We start from the raw sequence: 16,429 nt of genomic DNA, 5'->3' as shown, positions 1-16,429 counted from the left end.
CGCGTCGCTCGGCTTCAGCGAGTTCCTGCCGTCAGCGGGGGCAGTGGGGCAGGGGGTGGGCGGGGATGCCGCCGTTCTTGGCTCCGCAGATGGGGGTGGTTCTCAGGGCGCCCTTGTGGGGGGCGACTTTGATCAGTGTGAGGCCGCGGTTGCCGGGGCCGTTGCGTTTGCGGGCGTCGTCGCGGAAGTCGACGTCGCCGGTGGCGGCCTCGCGGACGTGGAGGCGGCGTAGTTCCAGGAGTACCGAGCCGGAGGTGACCGCCCGGCTGCCGGTGACCGGGCGGGCGGATTCGCCGCCGAGGCCCAGGCCGTCGTAGGCGTTCTGGGCGGCCTGGCCGAGGGCGACGGTGGCGTCGTAGGCCATCGCCATCTGGCCGTCCACCAGGAGGGGCTCGTCGGGACGTACTCTCGGGCCGCCGACGCCGAGCAGGTTGCGGGCCAGCAGGAAGAATCCGTTGGACTGGTCGGCGTTGTCGGCGATCAGCGTCGGGAGGTGGACGAAGGCGGTGTGGTAGAGCACGGCCTTCGGGGGCAGTGGGACCTCGTGAGGGCCGGTACCGAACCGCGATTTGGTGACGTCGTCCCCGGCCAGCAGAAGCAGACGCTGTTTGGTGCAGCCACCGAGGGTGAGGCCGTTCATGAGGCCCGGGAGGTCTTCGGAGCGGCCGGCGAAGTAGACCAGCGTGTACGGGCGGCCCGGCGTCTCGCAGGCGCGCCTCACCTTGTTGGCGATGTCCTCGGGGCCGATGTAGACGACGCGCTGGGTGGCGCGGGGTCGTAGTGCCGCCTCGACGTCGTCAGCGATCTCGCGGCTGTAGACGTCCTTGGACGGTCCGGGCGAGCGGTGGACGAGCATCGCGTGCTCGATGGGCTTGTCGCCGAGCTCGGCCTTGACGGCGGCGCGCGTCGCGGCGGCCTCCTGGTGGTCGGTCGCGGCGAGGCCGTAGTAGTGCGGCAGCGTCGGCATCTGGTCCGAGGAGTTCATGGTGCTGATCACCGGCAGCCCGGCCGCGGTCAGCCGCCGGGCCGCCGCCTGCGACCGCTCGGTGTTGCGGGCCAGGCCGACGACGCCGACGACGCTGGGGTCGGTGCGGGCGAGTTGGAGGATGCGATCGGTGGTGGCGTCGGAGAAGCTCATGTCCTGGCCCGCGTTGGCGGGCAGCAGCCGGATCTTGAGCGGGTTGCCGACCTGTCCCGGATGCCCGGTCCCGTTGTTGCGGCGCTGCGCCAGGTACGCGCCCGCGAGTTCCTCGATGCTGCTGAGCGCCAGGGCGCTCTGCCGTCGTCCGGTGGTGAAGACACCGAGGTACACCAGCGTGACGTACGGCTTGCCGCTCGTCTCCACGTCCCGGTTCTCGTCGAGGACGCGGCGCTGGAGGTCGGCGAGGGTGACGCCGGGGCCGCGGTTGGCCGGACTCGGGCTGTGCCACTCGCCGTCCAGGCCGAGGCTGCGGTCGCCCCGTTCGAACCGTACGCCGTGCGTCGAGACTCCGACGCACTCCCGGGTGCCGTCGGCGTTGTCCTGCTGGCGCGTGTCACCGTTCCAACTGAATGCGAGTCCGACGTCGCAGTAGGTGGCGCGCAACCTGACCTGGACGAAGGTCGCCGCGACCACGCACAGCGTGACCGCGGCGGCCAGACCGCGCAACGACCAGAGCCAGGTCCAGCGCGGGCGTCGCCGGACGGTGAAGGCCGTCTCGGCCTCGGCGCGCCGCGCGGCCGGGTCGGCGCCGACCGGGATCCGCAGCAGCCATGGCAGCCGGACGGCCGCGCTCGGGCTCTGTGCCGTGCCCAGCGACGAGCGCCAGTGCTCGTACCGCCGCCTCGGCGACCCGGCGGGCAAGGCGGCCTCGCCGAGCTCGTCCAGATGGGCGGCGTCGATGGACGCCACGACCAGCAAAGGATGGAACTCGCTGCGGCGGGCGCGGATGTCGCTCATCGCCGACAGCAGCGCGAGACCGCCGTTCTCACGGCCGACCCCGGAGAGGAAGACCACGGGCGGGCCCGGACGTTTGAAGCCCCGCAGGCTCGGGGTGAAGCGGCGATGGTTGTCGCGCATGTCCTCCAGCAGCGCGAACGTCTTCATCTCCAGCAGGAACCGTGCGGCGTCGGGGTCCCTGAGCAGACCGAACACGCGCCGCAGCCGGTTCTCGAACGCCAGGTCGCGCCCCTGGCTGAGCACGCCGAAGAAGGTCGAGCCGGCGAACCACTGGTGGCGTCCGCCGAAACCGAGGCGCGACATCAAGGGCAGCCAGACGCGCCGGGATGTCGCGCCGAGGGCCATCAGGAGCACGACGAACAGCATCGCCGCGGCGGTGAGCAGGAGCTGGCTGGGTGCCTTCGCGGCGATGGCGCCGCCCAGGACGGCGGTGACCGCCGCCAGCCCCGCTCCGAGCGTCGACCACAACGGGGGCAGGCGGGGCGGCTCGTCCCACCAGGGGAACAGTCCCGCGCTCTCGTTCCACCGGGCTACCGCGGTGTCGGCGGTGTCGGCGTAGGGCGGCAGGCCGGGGCCCGCCGCCTTCTGGATCGACCGGACGAGGTCGGAGCGGGGGAAGCGGAAGCGGCCGAAGCGCGGATCGGCGAGCAACCATTGCGTGCGTTGGGAGAGACGGTCGGCGAGCGCTATCGCCCGCGCCTCCTCGCTTCCCTCGCCGTGCGACAGATCGGGCGCCAGCGCGGGCAGGCGGACCTCATGGGCGATTCTCTTCAGCTCGCGCAAGTGGCCGTCGGGGTCGCCGTCCGTCCCGTCGGCCTCCAGCACGATCACCGGGAACGGGCGGGTGTCCGACCGCCAGGGAAGGCGCCTGGTCAGCCAATCGAAGAAATGGAAAAGATCGTCTTCGGATTCGTCGGCTCGCGGAGCTCCCATGCCGGCCTTCCCGCTACTGACCCATTATGATCGCCTATTTTGACGAAGCGTAGTGGACGGGCGCGGGCGGGGTCCCGAGCTTCGGCGGCAATCGAAGCAGGAATGGCTCGTCGGGCGTTTTCCCTGGAAAGACCTCGCTCCGACGATCTCGTCCGGGCTCGGCCGGGAGGCCCTTAACGGAATAGCCGCCGTGCGGCCCGGTTAGTTGGGGTCGAGGGTGTTGAGGGTCTCGACGACGTGGGCGTAGTCGCCGCGGGCCTCGCCGTAGCGGAGGAACTTCACGCGTTCGACCTGGATCTCGGTGGCGTCGGGGTCGGATTCCAGGAGTGCGACGACCTCCGCGACGAAATCGTCCAGGGGCATGGCGAACTCGCTTTTCTCCTGGCCGGGGAGAAGGGCGGTGCGGACGGCCGGGGGCTGGAGTTCCACGACCTTGACGGTCGTGTCGGCCAGCTGGAGGCGGATCGACTCGCTGAGCATGTGGATCGCGGCCTTGGAGGCGTTGTAGCTCGGGGTGACCTTCAGCGGCGCGAAGGCCAGGCCCGAGGAGACGGTGACGATCGTGGCGTCCGGCCGGGTCTGGAGGTGCTCGACGAAGGCGGCGATGAGCCGGACGGGGCCGAGCACGTTGGTCGTCACGACGGCCTCGGCCGTGGCCAGGAACGCCTCGGGCCGGTGCCAGTCCTCGGTGCGCATGATCCCGGCCATCGCGACCAGGACGTTGAGGTCCGGGTGCCGGGCCAGCACCTGTTTCGCGGCCGACTCGACGCTCGCGGGGTCGGTGGTGTCGATCTGGACGGTGTCGATGCCCGGGTTCTCGGCGGCGATCCGGTCGAGCAGGTCGGCGCGGCGTCCGCCGACGATGACGGTGTTGCCTTTGGCCCGCAGTTCGAGCGCGAGGGCGAGGCCGATGCCGCTGGTGGAGCCGGGGATGAAGATGGTGTTTCCGGAGATGTTCATGCTTTCAGCGTGACAGGCCGGTCACGGCGGGTGCAGGGACCGGTTATCGGGGGATCGGCGGTCCCTGGTTCGGCCGGAAGGGCCCGGCCGATAATGGAGGCATGGACCGTGCAGCACTGGCGGACTTCCTGCGCCGCCGCCGCGAGGCGCTCCAGCCCGAGGACGTCGGGCTGCCCTCGGGCGCGCGCCGCCGGGCCCCGGGCCTGCGGCGCGAGGAGGTCGCGTCCCTGGCCGTGATGTCGACCGACTACTACACGCGGCTCGAACAGCGGCGCGGGCCGCAGCCCAGCCGGCAGATGCTCGCCTCGCTCGCGCGGGCGCTGCGGCTGACGGGCGACGAGCGCGACTATCTCTTTTTGACGGCCGGTCACGACGCCCCGGCGCCGGTCGCGGCCGCCGCGCACGTCGCCCCGGCCCTGCTGCGGGTGCTGGACCGTCTGGAAGACACCCCGGCGCTCATCCTGTCCAACCTCGGCGAGACCCTCGTGCAGAACCGGATGGCCCAGGCCCTGCTCGGCGACAGGTCCGGCTACACGGGTCTGGCTCGCAGCGAGGTCTACCGCTGGTTCACCGACCCGTCCGCGCGGCGGCACTATCCCGAGGGCGACCACGAGCGCCAGAGCCGCGCCCAGGTCGCCAACCTGCGCGCCGCGTACGGCGCGCTGGGGGCGCGGTCGCGGGCGGGTGAGCTGGTCCGGGCCCTGCGCGGGGCCAGCGCGGAGTTCGCCGAGCTGTGGGACCGGCACGAGGTCGCCAAGCGTTTCGAGGACCACAAGACCCTGCTGCACCCCGAACTCGGCGCGATCGAGCTCGACTGCCAGGTGCTGTTCACCGAGGACCAGTCGCAGGCGCTGCTCGTCCTCACCGCCGCGCGCGGCACCGAGGGGGACGAGAAGCTGCGGCTGCTCGCGGTGCTCGGGCAGCAGAGGTTCGGCGACGCGGAGCTGACCTCGGGCTAGGCGTCCAGCTTGAAGCGGTGGATGCGGCGGTAGTCGCGCGCCAGGGCCAGGGTCATCTCGCCGTGGCGCAGCTCGTAGACCGCCGACCAGCGGGTGTGGTGCTGGGCCACCTTGGAGAGGAGGTCCATGGCGCCCGCGGGATCGAGGCGCCCGTTGGTCCTTCGCAGGCGTTCGGCGATGGTCCGGTAGCGGGTGTCGGAGCGCTTCTCGCTCTCGTCCGCCGTGGAGAGCACGAAGTTGACCATGTCGTGCCAGTCGCCCGCGCCGGGGAGGACCCGCATCTCGCCCCCCACGAACTCGATCGCCGCCGACTTCCCGCGCGCGTCGGCCAGCAGGTAGTGCAGCGGCACCTCGCCCGGCTCGAACCGGACGGTGTAGCGGCGGAAGACCGCGACGGCCTCGTCCACGTTCCGGGCCTGGTCCAGGACGAGCCGCTGGATGCGGCCGCTGCCCACCACCCGGGCGCCGGGAACCTTGGGCGGCTGGGCCGTGTCCACCGCGGCCATGCCGATGGCCAGCCCGTGCTGGTTGACGCCGTCGAACGGGATGGCCGCCGCCTTGAGCAGGCGGCGGCGCAGTTCGGGATCGTCCATGAGGCGCTTGCCCGCGTCCTGGTCGATGCCGAGGTAGGAGATGTCGACCAGGGACAGCGAGGTCGCCTCCCGGGACGGCCTGGTGGTCAGCAGCAGCGCCGGGCTGGGACGCCAGTCGAAGTTGCGCCCGAACAGCGGGCCGCGTGGTCCACCCCCGGCCAGGAAGAGGGAGCAGGCGAACCGTTGCGGCGAGGACGCCATGGCGATCGGCTGCAGTGGGTCGTAGGTGCCGTAGTGGGTCATCGCGAAGAGCGGAAGGCTCGCGTCGACCGTCCGCAGCGTCGCCAGGCTGCGCTCCTCGTCGCGCGTCAGCGCGCGGTCGCGGCTGTCGGCCGACCCGCTCTGGCACGCGACGGCGAGCCCGGCGACCGGCGCTCCCAGCAGGACGGCCCGTCGGCCCAGCGGCACAGTACTCATGATTTCTAGTAACACCGATATCCCGCGACGGCAAGACCTCCGGCCGTCCGGGTGCCCGAATTGGCACGACAAGTCCCCCGAGTCCAGGCAAACCACCACAGAAGCGGCCGTCCGCGCACATGGGCGCGCGACTTTCTCCAGCGTTAGCCCGTAAGCGAAGTCACTTATCCGGGATACGCGTTGAAGTGCGCTCAGCGATGCGGCATGCTGACTCAGTGATCGCCATCTCGCCGATCGCGGCGAGCGTCCGATCCCGCTCTCCGCTGCCGTCCTCCCCGACCATGCCGAAAGGGTCCTCGATGCCCGACGATCCCGAGGATCGTGATCAGCGGTGCTCGGCGAGCGATTGCGACCGGTGTTGCTACTTTCATCTCGGACTGGAGTCGCCCGGGCCCGCGGGACGGCAGTTCATCTCCCAGATCGAGAGCTCCTGCGGAATGCATCTGCTCGACGTCGTCCAGCTCCTGATGCGGGAGAAGACAATGACCGCCAGAGACTCCGCACAGGTCGTCGTGTACGTGACCGCACCAGGCCAGCGAACGGACGAGACGGCCTTCATGGACCCGTTCAACCGGCTTCCCATCGGCCTTATCATGAACCCCGCCGGTGACGAGCGCTGAGATTTTCGCCATGAGAGGTTGGACGCCATGGGGTTCCAGCTCGGCCTGTTCTCTCCCAACACCGAATCCGGGCTCGCCATCACGACCGCGCCGGAACGCTGGAAGGCGACCTGGGGCAACAATCTGCGTTTGGCGCGGCTGGCCGACGAGGTCGGAATCGATTTCCTGCTCCCGGTCGCCCGATGGACGGACTGGGGCCCCGACACCGACTTCCACCAGAACGTCCTCGACCCCCTGGTCTGGGCCTCGGGAATTCTCGCCGGCACCCGGCGAATCCGCGTGTTCTCGACCGTGCACACCGCCTTCCACCACCCCGTCGTCGCGGCCAAGCAACTGGCGACCGCCGACCATCTCAGCGAAGGCCGAATCGGACTGAACATTGTGGCGGGCTGGCATGCCCCCGAATACGAGATGTTCGGCCTCACTCTTCCCAGCGATCACGACACCCGCTACGCGCTCGCCCAGGAGTGGTGGGACGTGGTCAAACGCATCTGGGCCGACACCGAGCCGTTCGATCACGAGGGAAAGTTCTTCAGCCTGAAAAGGGTGGTCGGCCACCCGAAGCCCTATAACGGGCACAGCATTCCCATTATCAATGCCGGGTCCTCCCCACAAGGGCGCGCCTTCGCGGCCCGCAACGCCCAGCGCGCCTTCACCGTCGTCGCCGGGCCCGAAGACGGCGCGCGAATCGTCGAAGACCTGCGCGCCCAGGCCGCCGCCCACGACCGGTCTGTGGGAGTGTTCACCCTGGCACATGTCGTGTGCCGTCCGACCTCGCACGAGGCCCGTGATTTCCTGCATTATTACGCCGACCGGCACGCCGACTGGCCCGCGGTCGACGAGGTGATGCGGCTGCAGGGCCTGCACGCCCAGTCCTTCACACCGGAAATGCTGACCACCTATCGCGGACGTTTCGCCGCCGGGCACGGAAGCTGCCCGCTCGTGGGCGACCCCGACGAGGTCGCCGACCAGATCGCGGCCTTCGCCGAGGCGGGGTTCGACGGCCTCGCGCTGTCCTTCCTCAACTACGCCGACGAGCTCGGCTACTTCGCCGCCGAGGTCATGCCGCGACTGCGGGCCCGGGGCGTCCAGGTCGGCGCCCCCGACGCCGGCGCGCGTCCATGAGCCCGCCCGCGACCGACGCGGCGCCGACGCCGCCGCCCCTGTCGCGGCACCTGCGGGTCGCCAGCACCGACATCGCCGTCCTGCACGACGAGGTGGAGCCGTTCGCCGTCGGGCACGACCTCCAGGCCGTGCGCCCGGGAGCCCCCCTGGACGGGATGGTCAACGCCGCCACCGTCGGGGCGGTCAACCTGGTCTGGGTCCGCTACGGCGGCGACGGCGTCGTCGTCGACACCCCGCCCACCGAAGGCGAGTTCGCCATGTGCGCGCCGATGGCGCCCATGGGGGTGGAGTACCGGACGAGCGGAACCCGCGACACGGCGGGCGGCAGCCTCGTCCTGTCCCATGACGAGAGGATGCGGATGACCCCGCATCCCGACCTGGGCTGCCTGGTCATCGCCACCAGCACGGGACGCCTCACCGACTACCTGACCGACTACCTCGGCCACGAGCCCGCCGAGCCGCTGCGCTTCCACGGCACCGACGCTCCCGGCATCGTCCCGTCCTCGATCGTCGAGCGCACGTGGCGGCATGTCTGCGCGATCCTCGACCACGCCACCGGAGAACTCCATCCCCTGGCGGCGCGCAGCCTCGAAGAGTCGCTGCTCACCGCCATCCTGCTCGGCCTGCCCCACACCGCCGTCCCGCGTCTGGCCGAGTCTCCGCAGCGGCCCGCGCACCACCTCGCGGGCCTCATCCGCGACTGGGTGCACGCCAACCACCACCGGCCCATCGGGGTCGGTGACATCGCGGCGGCGGCGGGCATCGGCGTCCGCCAGCTCCAGGCCGTCTGCCGTCACCAGTGGGGGGTGACGCCCACTCAGTTGCTGCGCGGCATCCGGCTCGACCACGCCCGCGCCGCGCTGCTCAGATCCCGGCCCGGCCCCCGCGCGATCAGCGAGGCCGCCGCCGCCGCGGGCTACCTCCACCTCAGCCGGTTCGGTTCCCACTACCGGCAGCGCTTCGGAGAGACGCCCACCCAGACCCTCCACCACTCCGAGCCGTCCACCCGGCTGCTGACCGGGTCCTAGCGGATCAGGCGGAAGAAGGCGCGCAGGTCGGTCACGAACGACCGCGGCTGCTCGGCGGCGGCGAAGTGGCCGCCCCTGTCCGGCTCGCTCCAGAAGCGGATGTCGGTGTAGCGGCGGGCCGCCCAGCGGCGCGACGGGCGGGGCATCTCCCGGGGATAGACCGAGCATCCCGCCGGGACGGTCACGGTGTCCGGCGTGGATTCGGTGAACCACTCCTGCACCTGCCTGATGCTCTCCCAGTACAGGCGGGCCGACGACGCGCCCGCGCGGGGAAGCCAGTACAGCATCACGGTGTCGAGCAGTTCGTCCCGGGTGAACACGTTCTCCGGGTGACCGTCGCAGTCCGACCAGGCCCGGTACTTCTCCACGATCCAGGCGCACTGGGCGGCGGGCGAGTCGACCAGCCCGTAGCCGAGCGTCTGGGGACGGGTCGACTGCTGCGCCGAGTAGCCGTCCTCCCATTCGGCCGCGCGCTTCAGATCGGCCAGCGCCGCGCGCTCGGCGGCGGTGAGGTCGTCGAACGTCGCCGGGTCGGGGGCGGCGATGGGCGGGCTGAGGTGGATCCCGGCGACCCGGGCCGGGTCCTGCTGGGCCATGCTCGTGGAGACGCTCGTCCCCCAGTCGCTGCCGTGCGCGCCGAAGCGCCCGTAGCCCAGGCGCGACATCAGGGCGAGCCAGGCCCGCGCGATGCGGTGGACGTCCCAGCCCGGCCGCGACGGCTTGCCGCTGAAGCCGTAGCCGGGCAGCGTCGGCAGGACGAGGTGGAAGGCGTCCGCGGCGTCCCCTCCGTGCGCGGGCGGGTCGGTCAGCGGGCCCACGACCTTCAGGTACTCGGCGAGCGAGCCCGGCCAGCCGTTGGTCAGGACGAGCGGGTACGCGCCGGGGTGCGGCGACCGAACGTGCGCGAGGTGGACGTCCAGCCCGTCGATCTCGGTGCGGAACTGCGGCAGCGCGTTGAGGCGCGCCTCGGTCGCCCGCCAGTCGTAGTCACGCGCCCAGTACCCGCACAGGTCGCGCAGGTAGTCCAGCGGGACACCCTGTGACCAGTCGCCGACCGTCGCGGGCTCCGGCCAGCGCGTGCGTTCCAGGCGTGCCCGCAGGTCCGCGAGCTCGGCCTCCGGGACGTCGATGGGGAAGGGCTTCATCGCTGCACGAGCATAGGGCCCAGGCCCCGCCGGATCAGCGGGGCCCGGGCTCAGGCGGAGATCGTCAGGCGCACTGGGCGGGGGCGGGTTCGGACGCGTGGCGCGGGACGCGGACGGCGTTCCAGGCGTCCCGGACGGCCCTGAACTCCCGGCAGGAGCCGGGGTGGAGCTGGAGGGCGGCCTCCAGGGTCGCGCGGCGGGCGTCCTCGTGGGCCCACCAGGAGGTCTTCCGATTGAGGCCCTCCATGTAGATCCGGGCGGCCTTCTCCCGGCCGATGCCCGCCAGGACGCTGCCGTCGCAGGTGGGGCTGTTCGGCCTGCCGTTGGCGGGGTCGTTGGGCCGCGAGCCCTCGGCCAGGAGGTAGAACCAGTGGTTCTGGACGCCGGCGGCGGCGTGCACCTCGGTCACGCGGACGGCCTCGGAGAAGCACCCCGGGTCGCCCAGCGCGGCCGGGTCGTACATGCTGCGGATCGGGCCGGTGCCCACCAGGTTCACGGTCTCGCCCATGAGGTAGTCGGGACGGTCGTACGGCGAGTTGAGGTACCACTCGGTCATGGTGCCGAAGATGTCGCCGGTCGACTCGTTGAGCCCGCCCTTCTCGTTGAGGCCCGAGGCGCCGCCGGGCGTCCACTGGAAGACCGCGTGGCCCAGCTCGTGGCCGACGATGTCGGCGTTGGTGACCTGCTTGGTCCGGGCGAGGTTGTGGCCGAAGGTCGCCGACGTGCCGTCCCAGTAGGCGTTCTCGTCGTCGAGGCCGACCCGCATCGGGAAGCCCCGGCCGTTGCCGTCGTAGCCGTTGCGCCCCAGCCAGTTCGCCAGCATGTCCCAGCCGCGCTGGGCGACGTGCATGGCGTCGACGCAGGCGGTGACCAGGTCGGTGCCGGTGTGGTCGCCCCACACGTCGTCGGGGTCGGTGAAGGTGCGTCCGCTCAGGTCGCCGCAGCGCACGCCCGGGCGTCCCGGGTCGGCCATCCCGTAGGTGGTGGCGGACCGGGTGGTGGGGACGTCGACGGTGCCGTGGTGGTGGCCGTGGCCGGTGCCGTCGGTGACCTCGTCCCAGCTCCGGACGACCTTGCCCGTCCCGGCGTCGACGTCGACGTGCAGCCGTGAGGGCTTGCCGTCCTTCGATCCGGTCAGGACGGTCTGGTAGACCAGCCGTCCGGCGCCCTCGGCGATCACCGCGAGGCGGGGCGTGGACGCCGAGGCGCCGCGCAACCGGCCCCGGGCCGCCGTGGCGGCGCCGCTCGCGGGGACCTTGGGCGTGGTCGCGACCGACAGCGGCGCCTTCTGGTTCACCGAGGTGCTCAGGACGCGCCCGCGCGCGTCCGTGACGACGACGAGGTCGCCTCCGCTGACGGGAAGGCCCGCGTAGGTGCGGGTGTAGGGGACGTAGTGCAGGCCGCCGCTTCCGGCGATCACCCGCTGCCGGACGAGCCGGTCGCGCGGCGACAGGTGGATCCGCGCGGTCTCCCGGCCGACCAGCCGGTCGGCGGCCGCCACGGCCAGCGACGCGGGGCTCTGCGGCGGGGGCGCGGTGCTGAAGGCGGGGGCCACCAGCACGGCCGCCAGGGCGGTGGTCAGGGCAAGGACTGGGGTCGCTCTTCTCGGTCTCATGGGGGGTCCTTCGGGACGGGGATGGGCGGGGAGGCCGGGCTCACACGGTGAGCCCGGCCGAGTCGGCGATGTCGCGGGCGTGGGCGCCCAGCAGGCGGGACGAGCGGGCGGACGGCACGTCCCGCGCCGCGTCGAGCGCGGCTTCCAGGTGACGAGTGCAGGCGGCGGCCACCGCGTCCCGCGCCTCGTGCCGCAGGGCGTCGTCGAGCCCCGCGGCGTCGAGGCCGGGACGTCCCAGCAGGCGCGGGAGCGCGGAGGTGCGGGCGGCGAGCATCGCGGGGACCGTGGTGTCGAGCCGGGTCCGGCGGCCCGCCAGCGCCATGACCTCCTCGGCGAGGACGAACGCGTGGCCGCAGTGGTGGCCGAAGTCGCGGACCCGCTCGACGGTGGCGTCGTCGGCCCCGCCGAGCTGGGCGCCGACGCGGGCGGGGAACTCCCACAGCGAGGCGAACACGTCACCGGCGGCGCCCGTGCCGGGGTCGGTGAGGCGCGTCGCGCGCAGCGCCGTCAGCTCCGCGAGCCAGTCCGAGAACGCCCAGGACACCTCGGGCGCGTGGTCGGCGACCAGGCGCGCCGCCTGGGCGAGGAGGAAGTCGCAGGCCAGGACGGTGATGGTGGTCTCCCAGTCGACCCCGCGCGCCGGGCCCGCGCGGCCTCCCGGCGGTGACAGCAGGGCGAGTGCGCCGAGCGCCGCGAGGTCCATGGCGGCCCCCACGGCGGCGCGTCCCGGGTCGGGCGGCGCGCCGGACGCGGCCAGCGCGGCGGCGAACAGGGTCACCGGCCGCAGCGGGAGCGCGCCGGCGCCCTCGGCGGTCAGCATCCGGGCGAGGAAGGGCCACTCGTCGCGCACGGCCGCCAGGGCCATCTCGTCGGCGGCCGCCGTGAACGGCCGCAGGTAGAGCCGGTCCTCCCGGTTGAGCGTCCGGTCGGGACGCACCGACTGCGGGGCGTGGGGGCCTTCGGCCAGCAGGACCGCCCGCCGCGCCAGCGTGAACAGGGGCTGGTCGCTGTGGGTGGTCGCGGCGAGCATGCGCCAGCCGAGGTGGTAGCGGCGCGCGGCGTGCCGGGCGGTCTCGAAGTAGCCGACGAAGGCCCGTCCGAGCGCCGCCTGGTAGGACAGGCAGGCCTCCCCCGGGTCCTCGGGGTGCGCGGTGATCGCGTCGGCGGCGAGCTGGGCGCTGTGGAAGGCGTGGGTGAGTCCCTCGCCGGTGAACGGGTTCACCAGCCCGGCGGCGTCCCCGACGAGCAGGCGCGAGCGGTGGACGGCCAGGCCCGGCGTGAAGCCGGTCTCGACGCGTCCGGCCGTGGCGGGCCCGAGGGGACGCGCCTGGGCGAACCGGGGCTCGGCCTCGGCGAGCTCGGCCAGGGCGGTGCCGAGCAGCGCCGTCGCGCCGGCGTCCGCGCCGATCGCGACGACCCCGACGGTGCAGGCGCCGTCCGCGCCGGGCAGCACCCACACCCCGGCCGGACGGTCGTGCGGGTCGTGCTCGGAGGGAGGACGGAACTGGATCAGCATCCGGCTCTCACCGCCGGTGCCGGTGTAGCGGCGCGCGACGGCGACGCCCGCGCCGTGCGGTGAGCGGGACGGCAGCAGGCCGCCGTCCGTCCCGGAACCCACCGCGACGACGGCGTGGCGCACCACGAAGGTTTCGGTGCCGTCGGCGGTCTCCACGGTCGCCTCGTGCCCCGCCTCATGCTCGGTGAGGGCGACCACCCGTCCGGGGAGGCGGACGGCGCCGCGCGCCGTCGCGGCCTCGCCCAGCCGGGTCCGCAGCTCGTCGCGGTCGGCGAACGTCACCCGGGTCCCGGCGAAGGCACGGCGGTCGCCGGAGCCGAACCGCACGTCCACCGCGCCGTCCGGACGCCCCGGGTCGCCGTCGAGGAGGCCGAGCGTGCGCAGCCTGCCGAGCGCCGCCGCGCTGAGCGCCAGGTCGTGCCCGGGGCCGGGAGCCTCGGATTCGCCGACCAGGAGCGTCCGGAGGCCGCGTCCGGCCAGCAGCGCGGCCGTCACCGCGCCGGACGGACCCGCACCGGCCACCAGGACGTCGAACCGTCCGGCCGTCACGGGGTCGTCCGCAGGGTCAGTCCGGCGACGCGCACGAGCGCGTCCCGGGCCGGGCCGTCGTCGAGGACGTCCAGCCGGGCGACGGCGTCGCGGTGGACGGCGCGGCACCAGTCCCGGGCCGCGTCCACGCCTCCGGCGGCGTTCACCAGCCGCCGCACCTCGGGCAGGTCGGCGGCCGAGAAGGACGGGGCGAGCAGCAGCGCGGCCAGCGCGCCCGACGGGTCCGAGCGCAGCGCGAACAGCGTGGGCGCGCCGAACAGCCCGAGCAGGTGGTCGGTTCCCACGGGCTTGCCACCGGCCACCGGCGCGAGGTCGAGGCAGTCGTCCAGGATCTGGAACGCGACCCCCAGGTCGCGGCCGAACCCCGCCAGCGCCCGGACCCGCTCGCCGGACAGGCCGCCCGACGCCGCGCCCAGGGCGCAGCACAGCCCGAACAGCGCGCCGGTCTTGCGCTCGACCACCAGCCGGTAGTCCTCCAGCGGCAGGGCGGCGTCGAACGCCCGCTGGACGTCCAGCATCTCGCCCAGGGCCAGCTCGGCGGCCGTCCGGCTGACCGCGCGGTCGACGTCCGGGCCGAGCTCGGCGGCCTCGGTGCCCGCCAGCGCCAGGCAGGCCAGCCCGGCGAGCACCGCCAGCTCCCGGCCCGCGACCACGTGGACCGCCGGGCCGCCGCGGCGGGTCCCGGCGTCGTCGATGACGTCGTCGTGGACGAGCGAGGCCAGATGCAGCAGTTCGACCACGGCGCCCAGGCGCACCGTCCGCTCGGTGTCGTGGACGCCGCACCGCGCGGCGGCGCCCAGCAGGAGCGAGCGCAGGCACTTCCCCGGGTCGCGCAGCAACGGGGACAGCAGGCCCCCGGCCGGTCCGGCGATCCCCGCCACCAGGGCGCGGAGCCGGTCGACGACCATCGCGGTGTGGTCGTCGAGCGCGAGCGTGTCAGTCATCGGCCCCGACTGGGCCCAGATGCTGGAATTCGGGGACCCGGGCCAGCGCGTCGTGCACCTCGCGGTAGAACGCGTCGTTGTTCATCAGCGTGACGATCTGCGAGCGGTTCATGCCGAGCGTGCGCTCGAACATCCCGTACAGGGTGCCCGCCAGCGTGTTCTCCGCCGCGGTCATCCGGCCCTCGAGCCCCATCTTGATCATCCCGACGTCCTGGAGGTGCTCCTGGGTCACCACCCGGGTCGGAGAGTCGGGCGAGGTGAGGATCTGCTTGAGGAAGTCGTGGTACTTGGCGTAGAAGGTGTCGGCGTAGTCCTTCTCGGTGGCGTCCGCCGGGGCCTGCTCGTCGATCCGGCGCAGCACGAGGTCGAAGTTGACGTAGAACATCCGGACGAGCAGCCGCCCGACCCTGCTGTGCAGCAGGAAGTCGTCCCGGAAGGTGTCGGCCAGCGTGATGTCGTCCTTGAGCGGCAGGTCGAACAGGGTGCCGACGCCCTCCATGACCCCGCACGACCCGCCAGGCTCGACCGGCAGCGAGGTCCTGCCGTCCCCGCCGAGCAGGACGGCCGAGCCGGAGTCGCCCGCCGCCGAGAAACCGGCGCCGACCTGCACGAGGTCCTTGAACATGTAGTAGTGACCGGGGGCGCCGCCCTTGAGGTTCACCGGGGTCACGCCCATCGCCGTGATCGGCCGCGAGGTGTATCCCGAGAGCCCGACCTTCTCCACGTTCATGTCGAAGTCGAGGACGTCGCAGGTGACCGGGAACTCGGGGTCGCCCAGGTCGTTCCACGAGCGCAGGTTCATCGCCGAGAACACGTCGCCGATCCGGGCGAACAGCCCGGACCCGTCGGTGCCGTTGGCGATGTGGATTCCGGCCAGCGGGTGGGTGAAGGCGACCGGTGCGATCGCGTGCTCGATCACCCAGCGCTCGACGGAGATCCCGTCGGCCACCCGCACGACGGCCGCGTCGACGGTGTTGGGCCGGTCGCGCACCAGCGTGGTGAAGCGGCTCAGCGTGCCGACGGCGTTCTGCGCGTCCAGCGGCACGACCGGCTGGACGATGGTGTCGCCCGCCCGGGCGCCGTTCAGCGAGCCGAGCGCGTGACCCGCGGTGAGCAGCGCCGCGGCGCCTCCCGCGCTCATGTCCCGCACGACGCAGCCGAGGGTTCCGATGTCGCCGGTCCTGAGGTTGCCGATCATGGCGCCCTGGATCAGCGGACGGTACTTGGCCGCCTTGGGGTCGGGGTCGTCGGCCCGCGCGCCGCTGAGGGAGAAGCGGCCCGCCTCGATGACGTCCACGCCCCAGCGCCGTCCGTCCACCGTCACGGTGCGGGGCAGCAGCCGGTCGCGCGCCACGTATCCGGCGGGACGCTTCTTGGCCACCGACGCGATGACCACCGGTTCGTCGGTGAGCGCGCCGCCGCGCCGCCGGAACCCGTAGGCCAGGGCGGTCACGTTGGTGTCGGTGCGGAAGGCCCGCAGGACGTCGTCCTTGCCCTGCGCGAGCGCCGCCTGGTGCGCCGCCTGGAGTCTCATGGGTGTGGTGCCTCGCTCTCGGTCGGTGCGGTCAGCGCCTGCGGCGCGCGTGCCGGCGACGCAGCCCGTCGAGCCAGACGCGGGCCGCGGCGTCGTTGTTGGGGTCGAATCGCCTGGACACGGTGGCGACGGCCAGCGCCACGACCGCCACCAGTTCCTGCGGTGGCCTGGCCCCCGCTGCCTGGGCGCCCAGGCCGTCCAGGAGCGGCGCCTGCCGCGCCCGTGCGAGGTCGGCGCCGATCAGCGCGCGAGCGCCCTCGCGGACCTGCGCGAGCCGCGCGGGATGCACGCCGGACAGCCGGGCCCGCAGCCGCGCCTCCGTCGCCCGGCTGCTCGCGGGACCCCGCTCACCGAAGGCCGGGAAGGGGACGGGATACACCGCGCCCACCCGGGCCACGGCCAGGACCATCGCGATCTCCTGCGGGGAAAGGCCGACTGGAGCGGCGCCGGCCGTGCGGCTGCCCACCGTGCCCAGGGCCACACCGGCCAGGGCCACCGAGCCGCCGAGAAAGCGCCGTCGCAGTACCGGGCTGGGATCTGAAGACTCCATGG

13 protein-coding genes are annotated in these 16,429 nt (G+C 72.9%); 4 read left to right on the top strand and 9 right to left on the bottom strand.

The window, feature by feature from the left end:
• Window positions 1-31 precede the first annotated feature (31 nt).
• Window positions 32-2,872 carry an ABC transporter substrate-binding protein gene (locus ACQPY4_RS09860; RefSeq protein ID WP_433334721.1) on the bottom strand — a complete coding sequence of 947 codons (2,841 nt, stop codon included), beginning with the start codon at window positions 2,870-2,872 and terminating at the stop codon, window positions 32-34.
• Window positions 2,873-3,073: 201 nt separating this feature from the next.
• Window positions 3,074-3,832: an SDR family oxidoreductase gene (locus ACQPY4_RS09855; RefSeq protein ID WP_433334719.1), complete on the bottom strand. Its 759-nt coding sequence runs from the start codon at window positions 3,830-3,832 to the stop codon at window positions 3,074-3,076.
• 101 nt (window positions 3,833-3,933) lie between these two features.
• Between ACQPY4_RS09855 and ACQPY4_RS09850 the strand changes: the two genes are divergently transcribed.
• Entirely contained in the window at window positions 3,934-4,791 is an 858-nt protein-coding gene (locus ACQPY4_RS09850) for a helix-turn-helix transcriptional regulator (protein ID WP_433334717.1), read from the top strand.
• Here the strand turns inward: ACQPY4_RS09850 and ACQPY4_RS09845 are convergent.
• On the bottom strand, window positions 4,788-5,801 hold the full coding sequence (locus tag ACQPY4_RS09845; protein WP_433334715.1) for a carcinine hydrolase/isopenicillin-N N-acyltransferase family protein: 1,014 nt from the start codon (window positions 5,799-5,801) through the stop codon (window positions 4,788-4,790). The genes ACQPY4_RS09850 and ACQPY4_RS09845 overlap by 4 nt on opposite strands.
• Window positions 5,802-6,100: 299 nt before the next feature.
• Between ACQPY4_RS09845 and ACQPY4_RS09840 the strand changes: the two genes are divergently transcribed.
• From ACQPY4_RS09840 to ACQPY4_RS09830, 3 genes are read left to right on the top strand one after another with little or no spacing between them, the layout of a single operon-like run.
• Window positions 6,101-6,421: a hypothetical protein gene (locus ACQPY4_RS09840; RefSeq protein ID WP_433334713.1), complete on the top strand. Its 321-nt coding sequence runs from the start codon at window positions 6,101-6,103 to the stop codon at window positions 6,419-6,421.
• 27 nt (window positions 6,422-6,448) lie between these two features.
• A complete protein-coding gene (locus ACQPY4_RS09835) occupies window positions 6,449-7,546 on the top strand; it encodes an LLM class flavin-dependent oxidoreductase (RefSeq protein ID WP_433334711.1) in 1,098 nt (365 codons plus the stop codon).
• On the top strand, window positions 7,543-8,574 hold the full coding sequence (locus ACQPY4_RS09830; protein ID WP_433334709.1) for an AraC family transcriptional regulator: 1,032 nt from the start codon (window positions 7,543-7,545) through the stop codon (window positions 8,572-8,574). The genes ACQPY4_RS09835 and ACQPY4_RS09830 overlap by 4 nt, the downstream gene beginning before the upstream one ends.
• Here the strand turns inward: ACQPY4_RS09830 and ACQPY4_RS09825 are convergent.
• The 6 genes from ACQPY4_RS09825 to ACQPY4_RS09800 all read right to left on the bottom strand — a co-directional run bounded on the left by ACQPY4_RS09825 (window position 8,571) and on the right by ACQPY4_RS09800 (window position 16,427).
• Window positions 8,571-9,719: an epoxide hydrolase family protein gene (locus ACQPY4_RS09825; RefSeq protein ID WP_433334707.1), complete on the bottom strand. Its 1,149-nt coding sequence runs from the start codon at window positions 9,717-9,719 to the stop codon at window positions 8,571-8,573. The two genes, ACQPY4_RS09830 and ACQPY4_RS09825, sit on opposite strands and share 4 nt — an antisense overlap.
• A 64-nt stretch (window positions 9,720-9,783) precedes the next feature.
• A complete protein-coding gene (locus ACQPY4_RS09820; protein WP_433334705.1) occupies window positions 9,784-11,334 on the bottom strand; it encodes a M4 family metallopeptidase in 1,551 nt (516 codons plus the stop codon).
• Between the two features lie 40 nt (window positions 11,335-11,374).
• Window positions 11,375-13,399: an FAD-dependent monooxygenase gene (locus tag ACQPY4_RS09815; protein ID WP_433334703.1), complete on the bottom strand. Its 2,025-nt coding sequence runs from the start codon at window positions 13,397-13,399 to the stop codon at window positions 11,375-11,377.
• On the bottom strand, window positions 13,396-14,343 hold the full coding sequence (locus ACQPY4_RS09810) for a polyprenyl synthetase family protein (RefSeq protein ID WP_433334701.1): 948 nt from the start codon (window positions 14,341-14,343) through the stop codon (window positions 13,396-13,398). Before ACQPY4_RS09810 ends, ACQPY4_RS09815 begins: the two co-directional genes overlap by 4 nt.
• Window positions 14,336-15,877 carry a hypothetical protein gene (locus ACQPY4_RS09805; protein ID WP_433334699.1) on the bottom strand — a complete coding sequence of 514 codons (1,542 nt, stop codon included), beginning with the start codon at window positions 15,875-15,877 and terminating at the stop codon, window positions 14,336-14,338. The genes ACQPY4_RS09810 and ACQPY4_RS09805 overlap by 8 nt, the downstream gene beginning before the upstream one ends.
• A 31-nt stretch (window positions 15,878-15,908) precedes the next feature.
• Window positions 15,909-16,427 (bottom strand): hypothetical protein, encoded by a 519-nt coding sequence (locus ACQPY4_RS09800; protein WP_433334697.1) that lies wholly within the window; start codon window positions 16,425-16,427, stop codon window positions 15,909-15,911.
• Window positions 16,428-16,429: the final 2 nt, after the last annotated feature.

This window comes from Spirillospora sp. CA-294931, from assembly GCF_050946795.1.
Classification (GTDB): domain Bacteria; phylum Actinomycetota; class Actinomycetes; order Streptosporangiales; family Streptosporangiaceae; genus Spirillospora.
Note: the sequence above shows the minus strand (reverse complement) of the source record. Positions and strands in the feature narration are given on the sequence as shown.

Coding starts and splice junctions, on each gene's coding strand:
- ACQPY4_RS09860 (WP_433334721.1), bottom strand. CDS start 2,872: ATGGGAGCTCCGCGAGCCGACGAATCCGAAGACGATCTTTTCCATTTC.
- ACQPY4_RS09855 (WP_433334719.1), bottom strand. CDS start 3,832: ATGAACATCTCCGGAAACACCATCTTCATCCCCGGCTCCACCAGCGGC.
- ACQPY4_RS09850 (WP_433334717.1), top strand. CDS start 3,934: ATGGACCGTGCAGCACTGGCGGACTTCCTGCGCCGCCGCCGCGAGGCG.
- ACQPY4_RS09845 (WP_433334715.1), bottom strand. CDS start 5,801: ATGAGTACTGTGCCGCTGGGCCGACGGGCCGTCCTGCTGGGAGCGCCG.
- ACQPY4_RS09840 (WP_433334713.1), top strand. CDS start 6,101: ATGCCCGACGATCCCGAGGATCGTGATCAGCGGTGCTCGGCGAGCGAT.
- ACQPY4_RS09835 (WP_433334711.1), top strand. CDS start 6,449: ATGGGGTTCCAGCTCGGCCTGTTCTCTCCCAACACCGAATCCGGGCTC.
- ACQPY4_RS09830 (WP_433334709.1), top strand. CDS start 7,543: ATGAGCCCGCCCGCGACCGACGCGGCGCCGACGCCGCCGCCCCTGTCG.
- ACQPY4_RS09825 (WP_433334707.1), bottom strand. CDS start 9,719: ATGAAGCCCTTCCCCATCGACGTCCCGGAGGCCGAGCTCGCGGACCTG.
- ACQPY4_RS09820 (WP_433334705.1), bottom strand. CDS start 11,334: ATGAGACCGAGAAGAGCGACCCCAGTCCTTGCCCTGACCACCGCCCTG.
- ACQPY4_RS09810 (WP_433334701.1), bottom strand. CDS start 14,343: ATGACTGACACGCTCGCGCTCGACGACCACACCGCGATGGTCGTCGAC.
- ACQPY4_RS09805 (WP_433334699.1), bottom strand. CDS start 15,877: ATGAGACTCCAGGCGGCGCACCAGGCGGCGCTCGCGCAGGGCAAGGAC.
- ACQPY4_RS09800 (WP_433334697.1), bottom strand. CDS start 16,427: ATGGAGTCTTCAGATCCCAGCCCGGTACTGCGACGGCGCTTTCTCGGC.